Source organism: Sorangium sp. So ce281, from assembly GCF_051527395.1.
Classification (GTDB): Bacteria; Myxococcota_A; Polyangia; order Polyangiales; family Polyangiaceae; genus Sorangium; species Sorangium cellulosum_B.
In genome coordinates, this window is the sequence record NZ_CP150322.1 from 6,290,597 (window position 1) to 6,313,883 (window position 23,287).

21 protein-coding genes are annotated in these 23,287 nt (G+C 73.1%); 8 read left to right on the top strand and 13 right to left on the bottom strand.

Annotated elements, in window-relative coordinates:
* Positions 1 to 4: 4 nt before the first annotated feature.
* On the bottom strand, positions 5 to 682 hold the full coding sequence (locus tag WMF27_RS23880) for a hypothetical protein (RefSeq protein WP_437766577.1): 678 nt from the start codon (positions 680 to 682) through the stop codon (positions 5 to 7).
* Positions 683 to 1,112: 430 nt separating this feature from the next.
* On the opposite strand from WMF27_RS23880, the gene WMF27_RS23885 reads away from it, so the two are divergent.
* The gene (locus tag WMF27_RS23885) at positions 1,113 to 2,153 is read left to right on the top strand and encodes a hypothetical protein (protein WP_437766576.1); all 1,041 of its coding nucleotides are present in this window, start codon (positions 1,113 to 1,115) and stop codon (positions 2,151 to 2,153) included.
* 78 nt (positions 2,154 to 2,231) lie between these two features.
* On the opposite strand, the gene WMF27_RS23890 is transcribed toward WMF27_RS23885, so the two are convergent.
* The 11 genes from WMF27_RS23890 to WMF27_RS23940 form a co-directional block, all read right to left on the bottom strand.
* Positions 2,232 to 2,720 carry an FHA domain-containing protein gene (locus tag WMF27_RS23890; protein ID WP_437766575.1) on the bottom strand — a complete coding sequence of 163 codons (489 nt, stop codon included), beginning with the start codon at positions 2,718 to 2,720 and terminating at the stop codon, positions 2,232 to 2,234.
* Between the two features lie 477 nt (positions 2,721 to 3,197).
* Positions 3,198 to 4,502, bottom strand: coding sequence for a pectate lyase family protein (locus WMF27_RS23895; RefSeq protein ID WP_437766574.1), 1,305 nt, complete (start codon positions 4,500 to 4,502; stop codon positions 3,198 to 3,200).
* 359 nt (positions 4,503 to 4,861) lie between these two features.
* Entirely contained in the window at positions 4,862 to 5,368 is a 507-nt protein-coding gene (locus WMF27_RS23900; protein ID WP_437766573.1) for a hypothetical protein, read from the bottom strand.
* A gap of 244 nt (positions 5,369 to 5,612) precedes the next feature.
* Positions 5,613 to 6,320: an SDR family NAD(P)-dependent oxidoreductase gene (locus WMF27_RS23905; RefSeq protein WP_437766572.1), complete on the bottom strand. Its 708-nt coding sequence runs from the start codon at positions 6,318 to 6,320 to the stop codon at positions 5,613 to 5,615.
* A 67-nt stretch (positions 6,321 to 6,387) separates the two neighbouring features.
* Entirely contained in the window at positions 6,388 to 7,542 is a 1,155-nt protein-coding gene (locus WMF27_RS23910) for a PAS domain-containing protein (RefSeq protein ID WP_437766571.1), read from the bottom strand.
* 99 nt (positions 7,543 to 7,641) lie between these two features.
* A complete protein-coding gene (locus WMF27_RS23915) occupies positions 7,642 to 8,367 on the bottom strand; it encodes a zf-TFIIB domain-containing protein (RefSeq protein WP_437766570.1) in 726 nt (241 codons plus the stop codon).
* A 100-nt stretch (positions 8,368 to 8,467) separates the two neighbouring features.
* The gene (locus WMF27_RS23920) at positions 8,468 to 8,956 is read right to left on the bottom strand and encodes a hypothetical protein (RefSeq protein ID WP_437766569.1); all 489 of its coding nucleotides are present in this window, start codon (positions 8,954 to 8,956) and stop codon (positions 8,468 to 8,470) included.
* A 327-nt stretch (positions 8,957 to 9,283) separates the two neighbouring features.
* The gene (locus WMF27_RS23925; RefSeq protein WP_437766568.1) at positions 9,284 to 10,486 is read right to left on the bottom strand and encodes an ABC transporter permease; all 1,203 of its coding nucleotides are present in this window, start codon (positions 10,484 to 10,486) and stop codon (positions 9,284 to 9,286) included.
* A complete protein-coding gene (locus WMF27_RS23930; RefSeq protein WP_437766567.1) occupies positions 10,480 to 11,211 on the bottom strand; it encodes an ABC transporter ATP-binding protein in 732 nt (243 codons plus the stop codon). The genes WMF27_RS23925 and WMF27_RS23930 overlap by 7 nt, the downstream gene beginning before the upstream one ends.
* Before the next feature lies 1 nt (position 11,212).
* Positions 11,213 to 12,463, bottom strand: coding sequence for an efflux RND transporter periplasmic adaptor subunit (locus WMF27_RS23935; RefSeq protein ID WP_437766566.1), 1,251 nt, complete (start codon positions 12,461 to 12,463; stop codon positions 11,213 to 11,215).
* Entirely contained in the window at positions 12,460 to 13,977 is a 1,518-nt protein-coding gene (locus WMF27_RS23940) for a TolC family protein (RefSeq protein ID WP_437942999.1), read from the bottom strand. Before WMF27_RS23940 ends, WMF27_RS23935 begins: the two co-directional genes overlap by 4 nt.
* A 116-nt stretch (positions 13,978 to 14,093) precedes the next feature.
* Here WMF27_RS23940 and WMF27_RS23945 point away from each other — a divergent pair, with 116 nt between their 5' ends.
* The 7 genes from WMF27_RS23945 (at position 14,094) to WMF27_RS23975 (ending at position 19,270) form a co-directional block, all read left to right on the top strand.
* Positions 14,094 to 14,822, top strand: a complete 729-nt coding sequence (locus WMF27_RS23945; RefSeq protein ID WP_437943000.1) for a response regulator transcription factor — start codon at positions 14,094 to 14,096, stop codon at positions 14,820 to 14,822.
* A 25-nt stretch (positions 14,823 to 14,847) separates the two neighbouring features.
* The gene (locus tag WMF27_RS23950; RefSeq protein ID WP_437943001.1) at positions 14,848 to 16,206 is read left to right on the top strand and encodes an ATP-binding protein; all 1,359 of its coding nucleotides are present in this window, start codon (positions 14,848 to 14,850) and stop codon (positions 16,204 to 16,206) included.
* Between the two features lie 126 nt (positions 16,207 to 16,332).
* Positions 16,333 to 16,701 carry an AAA family ATPase gene (locus tag WMF27_RS23955; protein ID WP_437766562.1) on the top strand — a complete coding sequence of 123 codons (369 nt, stop codon included), beginning with the start codon at positions 16,333 to 16,335 and terminating at the stop codon, positions 16,699 to 16,701.
* Entirely contained in the window at positions 16,614 to 17,054 is a 441-nt protein-coding gene (locus tag WMF27_RS23960; RefSeq protein WP_437766561.1) for an AAA family ATPase, read from the top strand. Before WMF27_RS23955 ends, WMF27_RS23960 begins: the two co-directional genes overlap by 88 nt.
* The gene (locus WMF27_RS23965) at positions 17,051 to 17,386 is read left to right on the top strand and encodes a hypothetical protein (protein WP_437766560.1); all 336 of its coding nucleotides are present in this window, start codon (positions 17,051 to 17,053) and stop codon (positions 17,384 to 17,386) included. The genes WMF27_RS23960 and WMF27_RS23965 overlap by 4 nt, the downstream gene beginning before the upstream one ends.
* Positions 17,387 to 18,008: 622 nt before the next feature.
* The gene (locus WMF27_RS23970; protein ID WP_437766559.1) at positions 18,009 to 18,866 is read left to right on the top strand and encodes a hypothetical protein; all 858 of its coding nucleotides are present in this window, start codon (positions 18,009 to 18,011) and stop codon (positions 18,864 to 18,866) included.
* Between the two features lie 122 nt (positions 18,867 to 18,988).
* The gene (locus WMF27_RS23975) at positions 18,989 to 19,270 is read left to right on the top strand and encodes a pyrimidine/purine nucleoside phosphorylase (protein ID WP_437943002.1); all 282 of its coding nucleotides are present in this window, start codon (positions 18,989 to 18,991) and stop codon (positions 19,268 to 19,270) included.
* A 15-nt stretch (positions 19,271 to 19,285) separates the two neighbouring features.
* Here the strand turns inward: WMF27_RS23975 and WMF27_RS23980 are convergent, their stop codons facing one another.
* Positions 19,286 to 23,143 (bottom strand): serine/threonine-protein kinase, encoded by a 3,858-nt coding sequence (locus tag WMF27_RS23980; protein WP_437943003.1) that lies wholly within the window; start codon positions 23,141 to 23,143, stop codon positions 19,286 to 19,288.
* Between the last annotated feature and the right edge of the window lie 144 nt (positions 23,144 to 23,287).

The window sequence follows — 23,287 nt, forward strand, 5'->3', positions numbered from 1 at the left end:
GTCATCAGAACACCCCGACGACGGCGCCACCGACGACGCCCGGAGCGAGCTGGACGCGGGCGGTCGCGCGCGGCCCGTCCGAGGGCAGCGTCAGCCAGAGGACGGCCGTGCCGGCGAGCGCCACGCTCGACGCGATGAAGGAGAAATCGGACACGGTCGCATAGGACATCGCCTTGCTGGCCAGATCGGGCACCGGCTGCGCGCAGTCCCGGTAACGCCTCGGATTCGCGCACGCCGTCTTCGCCGCGTCGTCGACCTTGTCCCACGTGGAGATCGCCAGGCCACCGAAGGTGCTTCCGAGCGCGATGCCCGCCAGCGTGAGCCCGCCCGTCACCCACATCAGGTTCCGGTGGATCGGATCCGGCCTCACGCCGTAAGGCGTCGGCCTGCGCGGCTCGATGTCGCCGGTGGAAGGCGCGGGATCCTGCGCTGCCGCGCTGGGCGCGAGCGCCGTCAGGGGGACCTCGACGACCTCTCCCGGCCGCGTCACCTCGACGTCGCGCGCGAGGGCGTACCTCGCGGGCGCAGCCGCGATGACCTTGTGCTTCCCCGGCTCGACAGGGCGGGCCGCGCCGGCCCCTTTCGCGGCCACGCCGTCGAGCGCCACCGGGAGCGCCTTCGCCTCATCGGCGGTGGGCTCGGCCCGGGCCACGCCCGCCTGCGCCCAGGCGGCCAGCGTCACGAGGAGCCCGACCGCGGGCCGACCGACCCCCCTTCGCCCCGCGCGCCCCACACCCTTTGCGGAGCGCCGGGAGCCTCTGCTGATCGCTTCAGGCATCGAGTCCCCTGGAAGGCCGGCGAGCGACACCTGCTTCAGGTCCCCGCGCTGGACCACGATGACCGATAACAGGGCACCGCGACGAGCGCCAGACCAAAGACCCCCGCGCCAGCCGCCACGCCGCGCTCCTTGCGCTCCTTGCGCTCCTTGCTCCGTGTTCGCGCTTCGACGCACGCGGCCTTTGCGCTAGCGTTCCGCTCTCGGTTCTCCGTGGTTCCCCGCGGCTCCCCGCGGTTCCTCTCGTTTCTCTCGGTTCCTCTCGGTTCCGGTCTCGCCCCTCGCTCCCAGGTCGTCGAGCGTACCGGCTGGAGCGCCCTCGCGAACAGGTGCCCTGATGTCCTCCGTGCCAGCCCCCAAGAAGAAGCGGTCCAAGAAGAGCGCGCGCTCGCTGCCTCGCAGGGACGAGGAGTGGATCGGCGGCTTCTTCTCCCTGCGCGCGTTCGTGCACGAGGGCGACGACGCGTACCGCCCCGAGGCGGTCGTCTGGATGACCGAGCGCGGCTTCGTCCTGAGCTGCGCCGCGCTGCGCCCCGGCGACGTCGTGACGGGCGCGGTCGACAGCTTCGAGGCCGCCGCCAAAGGTCCCCTGGAGGGCAAGCCGCGCCTGCCCGGGCGCGTGCGCGTCGCCTCGCCGGCGCTCGCGGAGGCGCTGCGGGCGCGGCTCGGCCCGGAGGTCGAGGTCCGCGTCGCGCCCACGCCGGAGATCGACGTCGTGGCCGAGGACCTGGAGGCGCACCTCGGCGCGCGGGACGGCAGCCTGACGCCGAGCTTCCTCGGGGGCGGCATCGAGGCGCCGGCGATGGCCTCGTTCTTCCGCGCGGCGGCCGCGCTCTACCGCGTGACGCCCTGGAAGGCGGTGCCCAGCGACGCCGACATCATGGCGCTGTCGATCCCGTCGCTCGGCGCGCGCGACCTCGCGCTGTGCGTCGTCGGCCAGGCTGGCCAGAGCCACGGCGTCCTCCTGTTCGAGAGCGCGCGCGGGTTCGAGCTCTACCTGGCCGAGACCGCCAAGCTCCCGGACGCGCCGCCCGCGTCGCTGCCGGCGAGCTTCTTCTCGCTGAGCTTCGATCGCGCGAGCGACCTGCACCCCGCGCTGCGCGCCGAGGTCGCCGAGCAGCGCTGGGAGCTGGCCGACCCGGACGCCTACCCCACGCTCGCGATGGTCGACGAGGACCTCATCGGCCGCAAGCCGACGCCGAAGGAGCTCACGGCCTCCGAGGCGCTCGCGCTCGGCCTGGTCGAGCTGATGAAGCGGCGCAAGGAGGTCACGAGGGCGTTCCGCGGCGGCGCCCCGGTGGACGCGAGCTACGTCGTGGAGACGCACGCAGGCCCGGTGGAGGTGCTCTTCCGCGCTCCCCACCCGGAGCGGAGCTGATCCCGGCGGCGGCGCCGGCGAAGCTGTCAGGGCGCGGGCGATCGGACGGGCGAGCGCAGCAGCGGGGGAGCCCCGCCCTCAGCGAGCGACGAGCCGGTAGAGATCGGCGTTCACGATGAACTCGCAGAGCACGTTGCCGAGCTGGAGCATGTCGCCGCTGCGGAGAGGCACGCCGTCCCCGGACGGCGCCAGGAGCCGGTCGTTCAGGAAGGTCCCGTTGGTGCTCTTTCTCGCGTGGAGCATCGGGGTGTCCGCGACCAGCACCGAGATGTGGGCGTGGACCTTGGAGACGGACGCGTCGCGGAGCACGATGTCACTGTTCAGCGCCCGCCCGATGAGGATGCGATCCTGCCAGGGGCTCTCGGGGCGCTTCGCCACCGGCAGCAGCTCGCAGCCGTGCGACGTGACGATCATCCCCGACGAGATCCGGTAACGGGATGAGGTCGGCTGGCCGCTCATGCCGGGCGCGGTCCCGGCGACGAGGGTCTTGAACGACGGAGGAGGTTGATCATCCGGGCCGAGCTCCCGGAGCAACCAGGCGTGCGGGTACTTCCGATCGAACGCCATCCGTGAAATCGCCCGGCTCTGAGCACAAAGCGCCGCGAAGGTCAACATGACGAGATCTTCCCCCAGGTTCCGGGCCGTTCGAGAGAGCCGAGCTCCCCGAGCGACGCATCGCCCAGTTCGGCGGAGCCCGATAGGCCCTTATACATCAGGAGACGACGGGATCACCGGACGCCACGAGACACCGTCGAGACGACCTCCGGCGCTGGACGGACTACATCGTCGGCGCTCGCCACACCCGGCTCCCGCGCGGGCAGCTCCGCCGTGCGACGCGCCTTTTGCCTGCGTCGCGCTCCAGCCCGCAGGAGCGCGTCGATGCGCCGAGCATGCGCGACCGACGCCCCCACGCGCCGAGGGGCGGCTCGGGGTTCATGCTGACCGTGTACCCCGGCGGGCCGGGAATGGCTCAGCCGGCGGACGCGCGCTCGGGCGCGCTCCCGCCTGGAGCCGCCGGGACGAGGAGCGCGCCGGCGGCGGCGCTCAGGGCAGGTTCGCCAGCGGGTCCGTCTTGCCGACGCCCGCGTGCTCCAGGACGAGCGCCTTGACGGCGGCCGCGCGGTCGAGCGGGTACTCGTACGGCGCGGTCCAGGAGCAGTCCTCACCCGACTCCCGCGTCCCGGTGGTCTCCTCGAACATGTTGTCGATCCGGTGCGTACCGCCGGCCGGGCTGTCCAGGGTGGTGATGGGGTTCTTCACCTTGTAGAAGTGATTGCCCTCCACCCTCAGGCAGGCGCCGACCCGCGAGTTCACCCCCGACGTGGGGACGTCCTCGAAGTAGTTGTTGAAGACGTGCCCGTTGCCGCCGCGGTAGCTCGGGACGCGGGAGTTCACGTTGCGGAAGCGGTTGTGATGGAAGGTGATGCGGCGGTCGCTGTCGTCCTTGTCCGACGAGCCGACCAGCATGCCCTTCCAGTGGTCGTGCAGGTAGCTCCACGAGATCGTGATGTTCGAGGACTCGTGGGTCGCGTCGATGAGGCCATCGTACTTGTCCTTGTCGGAGTTCACGGCGGGAGACTCGGCCCAGAGCTCGCAGTGGTCGATCCAGACGTTGTGGCTCTCGTCCATGTGGATGCCGTCGCCGTTGCCGCTGCTGGCCAGCACGTGGTGGATCTTCAGGTTGCGGACGATGATGTTGGAGGACCTCCTCAGATTGAGCCCGATCCCCTCCAGCTCTCCGCTCGACCCGACCCCCACGAGGGTCTTGTCGGAGCCGACGTCGACGTCGTCGCCGCTACCGCTGATCTTGCCGGTGATCTGGATGATCAAGGCGCCGTCCCTCGCGGCCTCCCTCCTCAGGGCGTCGAGCGAGCTCACGGAGACGACCTGTCCGCCCTTGCCGCCGGTGGTGCCATCGCCGGTCGTGGCGTAGCCGTAGAGCCTGAAGTCGACCGCGCCGGGGTCGCCGCCGCCGGCGCCGCTGCCAGAGCCGCCCGCACCGCTGCTCGAGCCGCCGGTGCCTTCGTCCGAGCCGCCCTCCCCGCTGCCGGAGCCGCCCTCCCCGCTGCCGGAGCCGCCCTCCCCGCTGCCGGAGCCGCCCTCCCCGCTGCCGGAGCCGCCCTCCCCGCTGCCGGAGCCCCCGGTCCCGCCGCTGGAGCTGCCAGCGCCGCTGCCCGCGCCGGTCCCGGCGGCGCCGACGCTCGCCGTGGAGCCTGCGCTCCCGCTGCTCGTCGGCTGCTCCGCGTCGTCTTCGGGCTCTGACGTCTCCGAGCCGCATCCGACCACCGAAACACCGAGGATGCCGAGCGCGATCAGCGCAGCCCAAGCGACTCGAGATTCGCACTTCATGAGCAAGTCACCTCTCCGTGATGAGCCAAGGCCAAGCAGCTCGCGCGACGCGGGCAGAGACGCCGGACAGCACACAAGCCGTTCGCGGGAGCTCCATAGCAACGCACATGCCATCAGTTCAGGACGAACCAGCCCTGTCTGGATCGCACGGTTCCACCGCATTTCCCGCAGGAATCTCTGCAGCGCCGCACCTCTCCTCTGGAGGCCCCCCGGACGGCGCCGCGACCGAGGCTGTCAACCACCGGTTGACGCGGTGGACACGTGCAACACCGCGTCGTCAGCCCTGGCGCGGTACGATGCCCGCGATGTCGAGCGCCGCGACGTGGCCCTGTGCACGGTGCCGCGGCTCCTCCCGGGGATCAGGGGCCGATTCGAACGAGCTCGACCCAGTCGAGCCTCGCCGCGTCCTCGCGGCACCCGAACGAGACGATGTGCATCCCGGGATCGAGCGCGAACTTGAGCAGCAGCCCTGTCGCGTCCTTCGAGTCGTGAACGTAATCCTCGTGGAACTCGGTCCCGTTGAAGTCGTACCTGGTTCCGAGCTCCGGCTCATGGTCCACGCGGACCAGGAACGAGTTGTCCGTGCTCTCGTCGGGGCCCGTGGCGACCCTGGCCCTGATCTGGTACGTGCCGGCCTCGCCGATCTCGAACGAGCAGTCGACCCGGTCGCTCTCGCAATTCGCCTCCTCGGGGACCGCCACGTACGTCCCGCCGCTCGCGAGCGGGTCGTCCACGCGCTCGAAGCGGCCGGAGAGCTCGCAGTCCTCGGCCTCGATCCTGATCCTGAACGAGCTGCTCCCCCCTCCCGCCGACGAGGCGTCCCACGCGGCGGACAACCCCTCCAGCGAGCACGCGCAGGCCAGCACCGGCAAAAGCGCCCCCCAGCGCCCCCATCGCGCGGCACGCGCGACGGCCGCCGTCGCGCGCCCCGTGGGAGCCTCCCCCGCGCCGCAGCCCGCGCGAGGTCTCGTGTCCGCCCCAGGTCCCGAGCTCTCGTTCATCTCCCACGACGCTAGCAAGGCGCGCACCGGCGGCGCGGCACAACTTGTCGAGCCGGCGCGATTCGCGCGACTCACGCGGGGCGCGCGTCAGAAGCACGCCCCGCGCGTGTCAGCGCGCGGCGGGACGCGCGTAGTCCTGCGCGCGGAAGAGCACCCCGTGGACCTCGCCGTCGACCAGCGCCGGCACGAGCGCCCCAGGCAGCACCGACTCGACGTCGTTCGGCGCCTTCGGCCCGCCGAGATCGGTCCGCAGCCACCCCGGATCGAGGAGGTTCATCAGCACGCCCGTGCCACGGAGCGAAGGCGCCATGTCGCGCACGAACTTGTCGAGCGCGGCCTTCGACGCCGCGTAGGCCATCAGCTCGGGCTGATCCTGGATCCCGGAGGTCACCTGCACGATTCGCCCGAAGCGCCGCTCCAGCATCGTCGGCAGCAGCCGGTACGTGATCCGTATCGGGCTGATGACGTTCACCTCGAAGCTGAGCCGGTAATCGTCCGCCGGCGTCTGCAGGTGCGAGGCGCGGAACGGCGTCATGATGGCGGCGTTGTTGAACAGGAGGTCGATCCCGCCCGACGCCGCGATGGCGTCGTCCAGCATGCGGTCGACCGCCGCCTGATCCGACAGCTCGCCCGAGACGGCGCTCACCCGGATCCCCTTGCCGGCGAGCTCCCCTTCGAGCTCGCGCGTGTGCGCCGCGTCGCGGCTGTGCAGGACGACGTTGCAGCCGAGGTCCGCGAGGCCGCGGGCGATCCGCTTTCCGATACCCCGGCTCGCGCCGGTGACCAGCGCCCACTTTCCACGAAGTTCAAGCGTCATGGCGGCCTCTTATGGCAGAGGCCGTCCGGCCTGGCAGCTCGAAAAGCGCCGCGGCGGGCGCAGGCGCCTACGCCCGGCGCCGCGCGCCTCCACGCGCGCGCCTCCGGCTGACCTCCAGGCCGCGGCCGAGGCTGCGAAGGACGAGCAGCTCCTCGCCGAGGTCGACGTCGACGAGCGCGCGCGCGACCTCCGGGCGGACGCCGGTGAGGATCGGCCTGGAGCCGAGCAGCTGGATCGCGTGCGCCAGCCGCTCCAGGGCCGCGGCGCCGTCCGGATCGAGCGCCTCCGCGCCGGTGACGTCGAGGACGACGTGGGACGCCCGCTGCGCCACGATCGCGGGGAGGAGCCGCTCTCCGAGCTCGCCGCCGCGCTCCGCGTCGAGGCGCCCGATGAGCGGCACCGCGAGCGTGCCCCGGCCGACGTCGAGGATCGGCGCGGAGAGGTTCAGGATCTGCCGCCGTTGCTCCTCCACGAGGGCGAGCGAGCGGTTCAGCTGGTCGATGAGCCGGCCCTGCTCCTCGACCTGCCCCTCGGCGCGCCGCTGCGCCGTGACGTCGAGCTGCTGCACGAGCACCGCGCGCGCGCCGGTCACGGGATCGGTCGTGGGGCGCGCCTCCACCTGGTGCCACCGCTCGCCGTCGGTCGTGACGACCCGCACTTCCCCTGCCCACGCCGCCTCGGCGTCGATCGCGCCGCGGACCGCCGCGCTCACGCCCTCGTCCGGGAACGCCGCGTCGATCGTCGGCGCGTCGCCGAGGGCGCGCAGGGCCGCGGGGTTGTGGAAGAGCACTTTCCCCTCCCGGTCGACGAGGCTGACCAGCACCGACGAGTGGCGGACCGCCTCCACGCCGCGCACCATCGAGGCGCCGACGCTGGCGGCCTGAGGGAGCGCCTGGAACAGGATCGCGAGCCGCCCGTCATCGAGGTCGATCGGCTGCCCGTGGAGCGTCACGGTCGCGGGCGCCCCGCGCGGGTAGAGCGTCCAGTCCTCCAGCACCGTGCCCCCTTCCGCGAGGACGCGGAGGTAGCCGTCGAGCCGCGCGCGGACGGCCGGCGACAGGTCCGAGAGGTCGCGGGAGAGCAGCTCGGCGCGATCCGTCGCGTGCCAGAACTGGAGGGCCTTCGCGTTCACCCAGGGGAACCGGTGCCGGCCGTGGTCGTAAACCCAGGTCGGCAGGACGGACAGATCGAGCGCCGACAGGCGCTGGTCGAGGGACGTCATCTCGTGGCGGCACGTCATACGACGCCCCCGTCCGTCCTGCACGCTCCTTAACGTCTCTTCACCCGTCTCTTCACCGGCGCGGCCGGCGCGCGCGGACGCTCAGCGGGTGATCTGCCACAGGAGCTCGAGCAGCTCCTGCACGGCGGCCCGCCGGTTGTTCCAGCGGGATTCCCAGGACGAGGCAGCCACGACGGCGCTCGCCCGACGCGCCGCCTCCCTGGCGATCTCGGCCTCCCGGCGCGACCGCGCCTCTTCCTCGATCTGCTGCTGCCTCGCCCGCGCGGTGCCGCCCGACGCGGCGAAGGCGAGCAGCTGCGGGAGCTCGCCCCGGTCGAACCAGGTGCCGTGTTCCCTGCAGATGTCGACGATGATGCCGCTCTTGCCGGCGAAGTTCTTGCGGTTCATCCGCTGGCCGCACGCCGGGCACCGGACGTAGCGCACGCGGACGTCGACGTGCTCCGGCCGCCGCGGCGGCCTCGGCGCGCTCGTCCCATAACTCTCCCGGCGCTCCAGGAGGTCCCGCAAGAGCGCGTGGTCGACGAGCTGGCCGCCGCACCGGCCGCAGTCGCGCAGGAGGCCGGCCGCGGCGCGGAACGCCGAGAAAGGCACCCCGCACTCTGCGCAGAGGAGCGCGTCGGGCTCGGGGATGGGCTCCAGGCCGAGCTCGTGCCCGCACCCGTCGCAGCGCTCCATGTCGGGGAGGTTCAGCTGGTAGCAGCCGCCGCAGCGCACGGTGGCGAGCGGCCCCTGGCACCCGGGGGAACAGCGCCCCTCCGCGTTGATCAGGAGGCCGCACCGCGGGCACGTGCTGCGATCGGCGTGCACCCGGCGAGTCTAGACGCCCAGCGCGCTCACGAGAAGCGCCGCGACAGCCGTCCTCGCTCCGGGCGCCGGCGCCACCTTCACAGCGCCGGGCGTCTCGGGCTCAGCGCTGCCTGGCGGGGCGCATGAAAGGATGGGAATGGGAGCTCCGGGGGCGGCTGTGCGGCGGCGCGCTGGACCGGCGCACCTGTTTCCCGAGCTCCTCGAGGAGGACTCCCACGGCGGCGTCGTCGTCCTGAAGCACGACGACATGGTCGTTGTTCTCCTCACGCAGGAGCCGGTTCACCTGGAGGGCGCCGACCGCCGTCCGCACGACGATGGCGACGCACGCGAACTCGCTGACGAGCATGCTGCGCGTCCGCATCGTCGCCGCCTCGAACGCCGGATCGTTGTTCATCGGAGCCCGGCGGAGGTCGAGCAGGTGGCCGAGGCACCAGCGATCCAGCGACTCGTAGACCTTGAGCGCTTCGGAGTGGACCCGGATGAAATCGTCGGGAGACGGATAGGGGACCTCGGAGCGGGTGCTGCGGACGATCGACATCTCCTGATCGAGGGTGACCGTCAGGTGGTCGTTCTGCAGCAGGACATCCATCCCACCACAGGATAGCGAGCCGGCGGCGCGCCGGCACTGAAAAGCAATGGCGAGCTCAGCGCTGCGCCGGCAAACACCGCGTGATCGGCCGGAACGGACCGCCGCGCAGCGGCGTGGGTTCGGGTGTGCATGGAGCGATGAGCGGCCCAGAACCAGCGGCGTCTGCATTCCCTCGCGATGGGCGCGGGCGGCGGGAACGAGCCACCTTCAGGCCAGCGAGCTCGGTCCTCGGGACGACGACCGGCGGTCATGTGTCCTGGTCATGTTGGTTGATCGTCCCGCACGCCCGAGACACGCACCTTCAACCGGTGCCTCCCCCATTACCGCTCACTCGAACCGCAGCGCCTCCACCGGATCGAGCCTCGACGCGCGCCTCGCCGGCCCCACGCCGAACGTGATCCCGATGAGGATCGAGACCCCGAGCGCCAGCCCGACCGCGTACGTCGGCACGATGGTGGCCCACTCCCCGAACCGCGACAGCAGCACCGCCGCCCCGTACCCCAGGCCCACCCCGGCCACGCCGCCCGCGAGCGACACAACGACCGCCTCGACAAGGAACTGCCGCAGGATGTCCCCGCGCCGCGCCCCCACCGCCATCCGCACGCCGATCTCGCGCGTCCGCTCCCGCACCGAGACCAGCATGATGTTCATGATGCCGATGCCCCCCACGATGAGCGACACCGCCGCCACGCTGCCGAGCAGCATCGTGAAGGTGCCCGTGATCTGCCCCATCGTCGCCAGCATCTCGGCCTGCGACCGCACCTCGAAATCGCTCGGCTGATCCGCGCGCAGCCGGTGGCGCAGGCGCAGCAGCTGATCGAGCTGCGCGATCACCGTGTCGGACCGATCCTCGCTCGCCAGCTGGAGCGAGATCGTCGACAGGTGATCCTGCCCGAACAGCACCGACCGGTGCGTCGACATCGGCACGAACACCCCGTCGTCCGGCGAGCCCATGCCCGACCCCTTCTCCGTCAGCACCCCGACCACCCGGAACGCATTCCCGTTGATCTGGAGCCGCGTCCCGAGCGGAGCCCCCCCCGGATAGAGCTGACGCGCCACGTTCGCCCCGAGCACGACCACGCGCGCCCGCTGCTGCTGGTCGAGATCGGAGAACGAGACGCCGCTCGCCACCGACAGCGAGCGGACCTCGAGGTACGCCGGCGTGATCCCCGTCACGGACGCGTTCAGGTTGCTCGCCATGTACCGCAGCTGCGCGCTGCCGCTCCGCTCCGGCGCGACCGCCGCCACGCCGTCGAGCCCCTTGAGCGCCTCGGCGTCGTCCTCGGTCAGCGTCTTCACCGTGCCCGACCGGACCCCGCTCGCCGACGCGGACCCCGGGCGCACCATCAGCAGGTTCGCGCCGAGCGACCGGATCCGGCCCTCGACGCTGCTGCGGGCGCCCTCCCCGATCCCGAGCACCGCCACGACCGCCGCCGTCCCGATGATCATGCCGAGCATCGTCAGCAGCGTCCGCATGCGGTTCGAGGCGAGCGAGCGCCACGCGCTCTTCGCCGTCTCCTTGATCAGCATGCCGCCTCCATCTCGCCCGCGTGGAACGCCGACACCACGTCGCCCGAGGGCCCGTCGGCCACGATGTGCCCGTCCCTCATGTGGATGGCGCGCGAGAGCGACCGCGCCACGCCGAGGTCGTGGGTCACCATGATCAGCGTCGTCCCGTCCGCGTTCAGCGACAGGAGCAGCTCCAGCACGTCGCGCCCCGTCTTGCTGTCGAGCGCGCCCGTCGGCTCGTCGCACAGCAGGATCGACGGCCGCGTCACGATCGCCCGCGCGATCGCCACGCGCTGCCGCTGCCCGCCGGAGAGCTCCGACGGCAGGTGCCGCGCGCGCGCCGCGAGCCCCACGCGATCGAGCGCGCCCTCCGCGAGCGCGCGGCTGTTCTTCACCGCGCCGTAGAGCAGCGGCAGCTCGACGTTCTCCGCCGCCGTCATCCGCGGCAGCAGGTTGAAGCTCTGGAACACGAACCCGATGTGGCGGTTCCTGAGCGCCGCGAGCTCGTCGTCGTCGAGCTCCGCCACGTTGCGCCCCCCGAGCCGGTACGTGCCCTCCGTCGGCCGATCCAGGCACCCGAGGATGTTCAGCAGGCTCGACTTCCCGCAGCCGGAGGGCCCGATGATCGCGACCGACTCGCCCCGGCGCACCTCGAAGCCGATCCGGTCGACCGCCCGCACCGCGAGATCCTCGCGATCGGCGTGGTACACCTTCGAGAGCCCGCTCACGAGGACCGGGACGTCCATCTCAGCGCCCCCCTCGACCGGCGCCCATCCCCATGCCCATCCCGCGCATCGGGTTCTGGCCGCCGCCCTGCCGCTGCCCCTGCCCCTGCGGCCCCGCCGCGCTCGCGGCGGGCGCGCTCGCGAGCACGTCGTCGCCCTCGCTCAGCCCCGCGGTGACGACCATCTGCGAGCCGTCCGTCGCGCCGGTCTGGATCGGCCGCTCCTCGCCGTTCGCGAGCCGCACGAACCGCCGCTTTCCCTGCGACTGCACGGCCAGGAGCGGCACGAGCAGCACGTCCTTCTGCTCCGCGGTCACGATCTCCACGTCCGCGCTCATCCCCGACCGGAGCAGCGACGCGTCCTTGTCGTTGACGACGATCTCGACGTCGAACGTCACGACGCTCGACACCTCCTTGCCGAGCGGGCTCACGCGGTCGACAACGCCCTGGAACACCCGGTCCCCGTAGGCGTCGACGCGGATGTCGACCCGCTGGCCCGGCGCGACGCGCCCGATCTGCGCCTCGTCGATCGCGCCGACGATGCGCAGGTTCGACAGATCGGCGAGCGTCATCACGGCGCTGCCGCCGCTCACGTTGGTGAGCGCCGACGACACGAGCGTCCCCTTCTCCACGGCCACGTCGAGCACCGTCCCGGCGATCGGCGCGTAGATCTGCGTCTCCTTGAGCCGCAGCTCGGCGTCCTGCACCGCCAGCTCGGCCGTCTTGAGCTGCGCCTGCGTCGCGTTCAGCTGCGCCCGCCGCAGCGTGATGTTCGCGCCCGCGACCTTCGTCGAGTGCGCCGCCGTGCGGGCCGCGTCGGTCGACCCGAGGCCCATCTCGGCGCTCTTCTCGGCGACCTCCTGGCTCGCCTGGCTGTTCTTGCGCTCGAGCTCGGCGACCGCGACCGACGCGTTCGCCGCGGCGAGATCGGCCTTCACGCGGTCGCGCGCCACGCGCGCCGCGGCGAGGTCGCGCTCCGCGTCCGTCGGGTCCAGGCGCACGAGGAGCTGCCCCGCCTCGACCGTATCGCCCTCCTTCACGAGCACCTCGATGACCTGACCCGGGGCGCGCGACTTCACCTCGACCTGCACGTCGGGCTCGATCTTCCCGGACGCGGACGCGGTCTCGGTCAGGCTCCCGCGGCGGATCTCGACGGTGGGGCCCGCGGGGGTCTTCTCGGGCTGCTTGTACCAGGCGTACCCGCCGATCGCGAAGCTCGCCACGAGCACCGCGGCCACGCCGGACATCAGGTAACGCTTCTTGTTCCTGTTCATGACGACCTCCTGGGCAGCACCGACGCGAAGCGGACGAGCAGCGCGCCCGTCTCGTGATCGAGCTGGAGGCGCGACGTCAGCTCCGTCACCGCGGCCCGCAGCCTGCGGAGCTCCGCCTCTCTCCGCGTCTGCTCCGCCTGCACCACGTCCGCCGACGTCGCGGTCCCGAGCGAGAGCCGCTGGCGCTCGGCCTCGGCCAGCTCGCCCGCCATGCGCGCCGTCTCGGTGGCCAGCGCGACCTGCTCGGCCGCGGCCTCGAGGCTCGCGCGCAGCGAGCTCACGTCGGCCGCGATCGCCTCGGCGCGCGCCTGGTACCGCGCCTCCGCGGCCGCGAGCTGCGTGCGCGCGCGGGCCGCGTCGGCGGAGGCCCGCCCGCCGCCGAGCGGCAGCTCGACCTCGATCCCGCCCAGCACCCCGAACGCGGGCCGGCCGCCCGGCAGCGAGAGCCCCGGCAGGCCGTCGCGCACCCACTGCCCGTCCATCGAGGCCGTCGCGAACAGGTCGAGGCGGATCTGGTCCGCGTCCTCCGCCGCGCTCACCCGCGCGCGCTGCGCGTCGAGGTCGGCGCGCAGGGCCGCGAGCTCCAGGGACCGCTCGCTCGCCGCGCGCACGAGCGCGTCGGCCGACGGCAGGGCCCCGAGCGACGGCGGCGCGCCGGTCGGGGCGAGCGACGCCGCGCTCGCCGGGGCCATGCCGAGCGCGCGCCCGAGCGCGATGGCCCGCGCCGCGCGCGTCGCCCGCGCCTGCGACAGCGCGTCCGCGATCGACGCGGCCGAGGTCGAGAAGCGCAGGACGTCCACCTTCGTGCCGGTGCCGAGGGTCTCGGCGCGCGCCTTCGCGTCGGCGCGCAGCCGCTCCGCGGCCGCGAGCGCCTGCTCCTGCACGAGGATCGCCTGCTCCGCGTACCAGAGCTCCCAGTACGCCCCGAGCACGTCGAGCGCGGTCTGGCTCGCCGCGAGCTCGCGCTCCTGCTCCGCGGCGACGGCCGACGCCTGCGCCTGCGCGTACGGCGCGAGGACCGCGTCGGTCCCGGCCCCCCGCAGGAGCGGCTGCCGCGCCGAGACGTACGCCTGCGCGCCGTAGTTCGGCCCCGGGGTCCCGTCCGCGGGCGAGCGCGCCGACGCGCCCACCTCGAGGCTCGTCCCGACGTCGGTCGTGTACCGCAGCGCCGCGTTCGACGCGACGGACGTGCCGCCAGAGCGCTGGAGCGCGCCGGCGCCGTTGCCCGGGGCGCCTCCGTTGGCGTCCGCGATCCTGCCGTAGGACTCCTGGTACTGTCCGGTCACCGAGGCCGAGAGCGTGGGCCTGCGGGCGCCCTCCTCGGCGGCGACGGCCTGCCGCGCCGCCGTGGCTTCGAGCAGCGCCGCGCGGAGGGACGGGTTCTGGGAGGCCGCGCGGCGGACCGCCTCCTCGGCGGTGAGCGTCTCGGCGCGCGCCGCGACGCTCAGCGAGCACGTGGCGGCGAGGGCGAGAGCCGCCAGCCACGGCAAGGGAACGGAGCGAGTGAACGTCATGCACCGCAACCTAGAGGGCAGTGTCTCAAGAGGTGTCCTGGTCGTGTAAAGATTCGTCAAGACGCCTCTTGACCAGGCCTTACACGGCGACGTGACGCCCGCGCTACAGTCGCGACATGGCGGAGCCGCCCCAGATCCTGGTCATCGACGACGACGCCGAGCTCTGCGAGCTCCTGGCCGAGCTGCTCGGTCAGGAGGGTTACGCCGTGGAGAGCGCGCGCGACGCGATCTCCGGCCTCGCGCGCGCGCAGGAGGAGAGGGAGAGGCCGTTCACGCTCGTGGTGCTCGACGTGATGCTGCCTGGGCTCAACGGGTTCGAGGTCCTCACGCGGCTGCGGCAGAGCTCACGGGTGCCTGTCCTGATGCTCACCGCGCGGGGCGAGGACGTCGACCGCATCGTCGGCCTCGAGATGGGCGCCGACGACTACCTGCCCAAGCCGTTCAACCCGCGCGAGCTGGTCGCCCGCGTGCGGGCGCTCCACCGGCGCGCCTCTCACGCCGGCGCGGCGGCCGGTGCTTCCGCCGCGGAGGCGCAGGGCGCGCTGGCGGTCGACGATCTCGAGGTGCTCCCCGCCGCGCGGCGCGTCCGTGTCCGCGGCGAGGAGGTCCGGCTCACCACGGCCGAGTTCGACCTGCTCGAGGTCCTGGCGCGGCAGGCGGGGACGGTGGTCTCGCGCGAGGATCTCGCGCGGCGCGTCCTCGGACGCCGGCTCGCGGCGTACGACCGCGGCATCGACATGCACGTCTCGAACCTCCGCCGCAAGCTCGGGCCTGGGCCGGGCGGCGGCGAGCGCATCAAGACGGTCCGCAACGCGGGCTACATCCTCGCGCGGGAGCGAGCGTGAAGCGCTTCGTCCCCGGAGGGCGGCCGTGAAGAGCCTCTTTTTGCGCCTCCTCGTCTCGCTGTGGCTCGCCATGGCGCTGCTCGCCGGCCTGCTCGCGGTGATCCACGGCTGGGCGTTCTCCGCCGAGCCGAGCGGGCTGCGCCGCCGCCTGAACACGCGCAGCGTCGAGCTCCGGGCGGAGGGCGCGCTCGCCTGCGCGCGGGACGGGCTCCCCGGCTGCGAGCAGCGCCTCGCGCCGCTCGATCCGCGGGATCAGCGCGTCGCGGTCTACCGGGCCGGCGCGCTCGTGATGGGCGAGCCCATCGAGGGCGCGCCGCTCGTCGAGGACAGGGCGAGGCGCTCGGCCGACGGCATCGCCATCGAGGTCGGCGAGGCGCGGGAGCTCGTCGCGATCGTCCTGCGCCGCGACCCTGCCCTCGCCGCGGTCGCGGCCGGTCCGGTCCGGTCGCCGTGGATGTTCTTCATCGTGCCGGAGACGTTGCCGCAACGGCTCCTCGCGATCGTCGCCGTCACCGGGCTCGTCGCGGTGCTCCTCGCGCGGTACCTGTCCCGTCCGATCCGCATCCTGCGCGGCGCCACGCAGCGGATGGCCGCGGGCGATCTCTCGGTGCGCGTCGCGCAGAAGCTCGCGGGCGCGGACGGCGAGACGCTGGCGCTCGGGCGCGACATGGACCGGATGGCCGAGCGCATCGACGAGCTCCTGGAGACGCAGCGCCGGCTCCTTCGCGACGTCTCGCACGAGCTCCGCTCGCCGCTCGCGCGGCTCAACATCGCGCTCGAGCTCGTCCGCCGTCGCTCGCCGCCGGACGTGGAGCCTGCGTTCGACCGGATCGAGCGGGAGACGGAGCGGCTCAACGGGATGATCGGCGAGCTGCTCACGCTGAGCCGCCTGGAGTCGGGCCGGGGCATGGAGCGCACCGAGCGGGTCGATCTGACGGCGCTCCTGGAGCAGCTGGTCGAGGACGCCTCGTTCGAGGCCGAGCAGCGGGGTTGCTCGGTCGAGCTCGGGGCGCGCGACGCGTGCTCGCTGGACGGGAACGAGGAGCTCCTCCGGCGCGCCATCGAGAACGTCGTCCGCAACGCGGTGCGCTTCACCGAGCCGGGCACCGCGGTCCGCGTCGATCTCGAGTGCTCCGGCGGGACGGCCGAGGTGCGCGTCCGCGATCGCGGCCCGGGCGTCCCGGAGGGCGCGCTCGGGGACCTCTGGAAGCCGTTCTACCGGGTCGACGACCACAGGGCGCGCGGCGCGGGCGGCACGGGGATCGGGCTGGCCATCACGCACCGGGCGGTGCGGATCCACGGCGGCGAGGTCGAGGCGAGGAACGCGGACGGCGGCGGCCTCGAGGTCGCGCTGCGGCTGCCGGTCGGCGCGGGGGGGGGCTGAGCGGAGGGCCGGCGGGCTGGATCGACGGGCCGGAGGCCGCTTGCTCGTCCCTGGTGACGGCGGCGGGCTATATAGGCTCGACGGTCCGCTCGCCGAGGCTCGGACGCGCGGCAGGCGGCGACAGCCATGCTCCAACAGGTCTCGTTCACCAACTTCAAGTCCCTGCGCCGGGTCGACGCTCGCCTCGGGCGCTTCATGGTCATCGTCGGGCCGAACGGCTCAGGGAAGACGAGCATCCTCGACGGCCTGCACTACCTCGCGCAGGCAACGCGAGCGCCGCTTGCGGCCATCATGCGTGGGACGTTTGCCCCTCCCAACCTGAAGAGCCGCGGTTCCACGGACGCGATGAAGCTCGCGGTCACCGGCCGCTTTCAGGATGTCAGCGCCAAGGTCGGGATCGTCGTCGAGTGCGAGGACAGCTCGACTTCAAGGGTGCTCCCGACGTCCCGGCACCGCTCGCGAGCGAGGGCACCCTGCTCGTCATCGGCCTGCTGACCGCGCTCTGGATGGACCCGAAACCCAGGCTGCTGCTCCTCGACGATATCGACAAGGCGCTGCACCCCCGCGCGCAGGAAGAGCTGGTCGCGCAGATCCGGAGGATCCTGGACCTGTCGCCCGAGCTCCAGGTGATCGCAACAAGCCACTCGCCGTACCTGCTGGATCACTTCGATGCCGAGGACGTGCTCCTCACGACGCTCTTGCCCGATGGTTCCACCGCGTGCGCCCCGCTCGCCGATCACCCCGATTTCGACCGCTGGAAGAACACGACACGCCCCGGCGAGTTCTGGAGCTTCGTCGGCGAGGACTGGGTCGCGCAGCGGGCCGCCGTGCCTCGGGCGCACGAATGAAGGAGCTCGGGTTCGACCCTACCGCCAGATCGCACGAGCTCGACGCATCGAGCAAGACGGCGAAGAAGAGCCCGAAGCGCGTTCTCGATCGCCTCACCGGAGGCGAGCACGAGCGTGAGGCGCGGTGCTGGACCGAGCCGGACCTCGGTCATCTGCGGCAGCGAGGCAGAGACAACGGCCTCGCCGCCTTCCTGAGCGAGGTTGAGGCCCGCCTGGTGCCCGTCTTCGCGGACGCTGCCTTGAAGGACGACGCCGGCGCCGAGCTGGGTGCTCCGCGGCCGTCCGCGCAAGAGGGAGACGACACGAGCGCCAGGATCCCTGGCCGCTCCTGATCCCGGTCGCACCCATCCAAGGCGATCTCCGATCGACCCGGCCCCCTCCAAAAGGCCACCCGTCTCGATCTCGGATCGACCCGCCCCCCTCCAGAGGCCACCCGTCTCGATCTCGGATCGACCCGCCCCCCTCCAGAGGCCGCCCCGCCACGTCGCGACCTCGCCGCGCCGCCTTCCGAGGCCGCCCGTCTCGGTCTCGGATCGACCCACCCCCCTCCCGAGGCCGCCCCGCCACGTCGCGACCTCTCCGCGCCGCCTTCGGGAGTCGCCGTTTCGATCTCGGATCGACCCACCCCCCCTCCCGAGGCCGCCCCGCCACGTCGCGACCTCGCCGTGCCAGCGTCCGGACCGCCTCTCTCGATTTCAGATCGACCTGCCCCCCCTCCCGAGGCCGTTCCAGCACGTCGCGACCTCGCCGCGCCCACGCCGAGATCCCCGATGCCCGCGCCGCCGCTCGTGGACGCTCCAAGGTGCCTGCAATAGTTCAACACATGCGCCAACACCGCACGAAACCCGCGCGGCGCCGCGCTTGACGCACGTCACAACAGGACTTCCCTTAGCTGCTCATCCGAGGTGCCTCTTCAGGCATCGCTTGCATCACCCCATCAGGAGGTGTTCCTCAATGCTGAAGCATCTGAATCTCGACGAGATGGTCGCGCTCCTCTCCCCGTGGGTCGAGGACGCGAAGCATCGCAAGGTCTTCCTGTCGATCCCCGAGATCGCGCCGCTCCACCCGCGGGTCGTGGAGGCCCACGAGGGCGTTGTCGCGGTCCAGCCGAGCAGCGGCGGCGCGTCGTCGAAGATGCGCGCGCTCACCGACGAGATCAACGAGGTCGACCGGTGCCACGACCGCCTCGCCAAGGCCGTATCCTACGGGATCGACGCGCGCCGCGAGCTCTGCCTCGCCGAGGATGCGGCCGACGCCGCCGGCGCCGCGCAGTGCGATGTCGTCCAGAAGAAGCTCTTCCCGGGCGGCCTTTCCATCCTCAACGCCTCGCCGCTCGCCGAGGCGGGCAACACCACGCGCATCGCCCGCCTCCTCGAGGACGAGCCCGCGATCGCCGACTTCCTCAAGTCCGTCCCCGCCCGCGGCAAGGCGTCGCTGCTCGACGTCACGAAGCGCTGGCTCGCCAAGGGCCGGGAGCTCCAGGCGCTCGAGCGCGCCCGCACGGAGCTCGAGGCGACCGAGACCACCACGCCCGCCAGCAAGACCACGATCCAGGCCGCGCGCAGCCAGTGGTTCAAGATCGTGTCGCTCGTGCTCTCCAACCTCGAGATGTCCCGCGCGCCGGCGCGCGACGTCGAGATCATCCGCGGGCCCGTGCTTCGGGCCTCGGACCGCGCAGGCAAGCGCTACGCGAGCGGGAAGCCCGGGCAGGCGCCGCCGGACGGCGCGGAGGTGCCCGCCACCGAGCCGAGCGGAGCCGCGCCGGGAGAGCCGGACGGAGGCGAGGGCGGCGGCGCGAGCGAGCTGCCCTGATCGGCAAGAGAGCAAGGGAGCAAGGCGGGAGACACGGAGGCGCCGAGCTGGCCTGTCGCGCCCCGCGGCGAGCGGGCGAGTCCAGGCTGGTCTCTCTCGGCGGGACGCGGTAGGAGGGCGCCATGCTCAAGCACAACAGCTACTTCAACGGCAACGTCCAGAGCGTCGGCTTCGAGCGCCACGGGCGCCGGCAGACGGTGGGTGTCATCGACACCGGCGAGTTCCACTTCTCGACCGACGCGCCGGAGCGGATGACGGTCGTCGCCGGCGAGCTCGCGATCCGCGTCGACGGCTCCACGGAGTGGCGCGCCTATCCGGCAGGGACGTCGTTCGAGGTGGCAGGCAAGAGCGGCTTCGACGTCAGGGCCACCCAGCCCACCGGCTACCTCTGCGAGTTCCTCTGAGCGCGGCCTAGGCCCCTACGCCTCCAGCCACGTCCGCTCCAGCTCGAGCGTGGCCACGTTGTCCGGCACATTGCCGAGGAACTTCCCGCGCCACACCGGATCGCCGATCTTCCGCGCCCGCTCGATCAGGCGCTCCCGCGCCGAGGCGATCGCCATCATCGCCTCCCGCCGGTGGCCGCAGGCCGAGAGCGCCTCGGCGTGCGAGAGGCGCACCAGCGACTCGCCCACCTCGGCCCCCATCGACTCCAGCAGGCACAGCGCCTCGGTCGTCGCCGCGAGCGCGTCCACCGCCTGCCCCGCGTCGAGCAGCGCCCGCCCGAGCACCGCGTACGCGAAGGCCCGCAAGGGCGGCGCGCCGTACAGGATCGCGACCGCGGCGCGCGCCTCGCGCTCGGCCCCCCCGAGATCGCCCGCCTGGAGCACGATCCTCGCGAGGCACGCCCGCCCGGCGCCCTCCCCGCGCGCGTCGCCGAGGCGCTGGGAGGTCGCGATCGCCTCCTCCGCCGTCCGCCGCGCCTCCTCGACGAGGCCCCGCTGCGCGAGCACCGGACCGAGGTTGAGGAGCGCGCCGAGCCGGACGTCCGACAGGCCCATCCGCTCCGCGTCCGCGAGCGACGCGCGCAGCGCCGCGTCGGCGCCCTCGAAATCGCCGAGCTCCGCGTAGCAGGAGCCCAGGTTGTTCCTCGCCCAGCAGGCGTTGCGGCGATCGCCCGCGTGCTCGAACGCCGCGAGCGCCGCCTCGAAGCCCGCGAGGCACGCGCCGGGATCGCCGACCGCCATCGCCCTGTACGCGCGCGCCTCGTGGAGCCGCGCCAGCACCTCGACCTCCTGCTCGGTCTCCTCGGCGTCCTGCTCGATCCCGTCGAGCAGCTCGTCCGCGAGCTGGTACCGCCCTCCGAACACGAGCCGCCCGGCGCCCGCGCACAGGCACACGCTGCGCGCGGGGCGCGCCGACCGCCGCGCCTCGGTGCCCTGCGCCAGGCGCAGCAGGCCCTCGACCTGGTCGTGGTTGCCGCGCTTCGAGGCCGCGAGGATCACCTGCGTGAGCGCCGAGAACCACGGCGCCGACCCGGGCGCGAGCCGCTCCAGGGCCTCGGTCCCCCGCCGCTCCGCCAGCGCGAACTCGCCCCGCCAGAGGTGCGCCTCCGCCTGGCAGAGCCGCAGCGCCCCGGCCGTCGCCTTCGAGGCGCCGCGCGCGATGCCGCGCTCGACGCGCTCGATCGCCGCGCCCAGGTCGCTCCCGAGCAGCGCCTGCTCGGCCGCGCGCAGGGTCGCCGCCGCGGCCCGCGCCGGCTCGCCGCCGCGCTCGAAATGCTCGGCCAGGGCCATCGGATCCGCCACGCCCGTCCGCTCGAGCCACTCGCCGGCGAGCCGGTGGCCGAGGCGGCGATCGTGATCGGTCAGCATCCCGTACGCCGCCTCGCGCACGAGCGCGTGCCTGAACCGGTACTCGGCCGCCTCCGGCGCGCCTTCCACAGAACGCCGGACGATGAGCTCCCGCACCTCGAGCTCGGCGAGCAGCGGCTCGACCTCCGCCCGGCCGACCAGCGCGGCGACCCCGCTCCGCGAGAAGGTCTCGCCGAAGATCGCCCCGGCCCGCAGCGCCCGCCGCGCGCCCACGTCGAGCGCGTCGAGCTCCGCCTGCACCATCGCCAGCACCGTCTCCGGCAGGTCCACGCCCTTGCCCGCCGCCGCCGCGCGGATCTGCTCCTCGAGGTAGAAGGCGTTGCCGTCCGCGCGCTCGACCAGCGTCGCCACGAGCGCCGGGCTCTCGCGCTCGCCGAGCACCTGGCGCACGAGCCGCTCGCTCGACCGGCGCGAGATCCCCGCGAGGCGGAGCTTGTGCCCGCGCCGCTCGTCCCACAGCTTCGGGAAGAGCTCGTGCACCTCGGGCCGGCCGAGCGCGATGACCATGAACGGCTGGTCCTTCAGGTTCCGGAGCGCGGCGTCGACCATCGTGACCGTGGGCAGGTCGCCCCAGTGCAGGTCCTCGAGCACGAGGAGGACCGGCTGCACCGCGCACTCGGCGCGCAGGAAGTCCTCCCAGGCGAGGCGCAGCTGATCGCCCATGAGCATCGGGTTGCGCCGCGCCGCCCGGAGCTGCACGTCGTCGTCCGGGAACGGCGCGCCGACGAGCTCCCCGAGGAACGTCGCGACCCGCGCGGCGTCGAGCGCCGCGTGCCGCTCGACGCGCGCCCGCACCTTGCGCCGCCGCTCCTCGACGGGATCGGCGTCCGTGAGGCCGATCGCCCGACGGAGCGCGTGCGCGAGCAGGCCGAAGGCCGACCCGGCGCTCATCGGATCCACCTGGCCGAGCCACACCTCGACCGGCTCGCCGTCCTCCCGGATCGCGCGGACGAGCTCGTGGCGGAGCCGCGACTTGCCGATGCCCGCCGGCCCCGTGACGAGCACGACGCTCGGGGTCGACTCCTCGATGCAACGGGCGAGCTCGTCCCGGATCAGCGCGAGCTCCCGCTCGCGCCCGACGCACGACGTCGGCTTGCCGAGCACGTGGGGCGCCGCCTCGGGCTCCTCGCGCGCGCCGTGGAGCCAGGGGTCGCCGCCGTCGGACGTGATCTCGAACCGCGCGCCGAGCAGGCCCGCCGTCACCTCGTCGATGCGGATCGCCGGCGCGCGGGACGTCGCTCGGCCCTCGGGGAGCAGCTGGACCACGCGGTCGATGAGGTCGCCGATCGGCATGCGCGAGGCGATCTCCGCCCTGCCCGTGACGACCGCGACCGGCGCGCCGCCGAGGAGCGCCTGGACGGCGAGCGCGCAGCGGGCGGCCCGGGCCGCGAGGTCGGTCGTCGCGCCGGCGCCGGACAGCACGACGAGCGGCAGCCGCGCGTCGACGAGCTCGAGCCGGCCCATGTAGCGCGCCGCCGTGGTCGAGAGCGCCTGCGCGCGCGCCTGCTCGTCGACCTCGGGGAGGGACGGTTCGGCGGCGGAGAGGCCGTCGCGCGCGAGGACGAGGCACATCACCTTGCGCTCGCCGGTCGTGAGCTCCGGCGGGCGGACGGAGATCGCGGGCGGGCGGACGGAGATCGCCGCGGGATCCATGAGCCCGGCGAGCTCGATCGCGACCGCGTTGCCGTCGCTCGGCCGCCCCTCGGGCGACTTCGACAGCATCCGCTGGACCAGCGCGTCGAGCGCCTCGGGCACGTCGTCGCGGAGCCACCGGAGCGACGGCGGCTCCTCGATCAGCACCTTGACGAGCACGGCGAGCCCGCGCGCGCCGCGGAACGGGGCGCGCCCCGAGATGCACTTGTAGAGCAGGCAGCCGAGCGCGAAGACGTCGGCGCGCGCGTCGACGTGCGCCTCGCCGCGGGCCTGCTCCGGCGCCATGTAGCCGGGGGTGCCGAGGATGGCGCCGGGCATGGTGAGCTGCTGGTCGATGCCGGACAGCCGGACGACACCGAAATCGATGAGCGTGATGCGGTCGATGGCGCCGCCGACGAGGAGCAGGTTGCTCGGCTTGAGATCGCGGTGGACGACGCCGAGCCGGTGCACGGAGCCGAGGGTGGTCGCGACGCGCCGGGCGAGCTTGAGGCTCTCCTCCAGGGTGAACGCCTGCCGGGCGAGGCGCTGGGAGAGGGTCTCGCCGGTGAGCCACTCCATGGCGAGGTAGGGGTGGCCGTGCTCCGTGCGGCCGTGCGAGATGTACCGGACCACCCCGGGCACCCGCAGCGTGGCGAGCGCCTGCGCCTCGCGCGCGAGGCGGTTCGAGTCCTGGGAGGCGGCGTTCTGGAGGACCTTGAGGGCGATGGTCTCGCCGGTCTTGAGGTCGCGCGAGCGGAAGACGTGGCCCATGCCGCCGGCGCCCGCGAGCTCCATGATCTCGAACCGGCCGTCGATGACGTCTCCCGCTCGCATTGCCTGCCGTCGCTCCGGATCGTCCGCCCTGTGTGGGAGCTACGCGAAGTTCACCTGAATGGCCAGCGGTTCGGGGTTACGGGCGTGTCACCGGGAGCGGGCGTCGCGAGGCGCCGCCGCCGTCATGCAATCACCACCGATTGC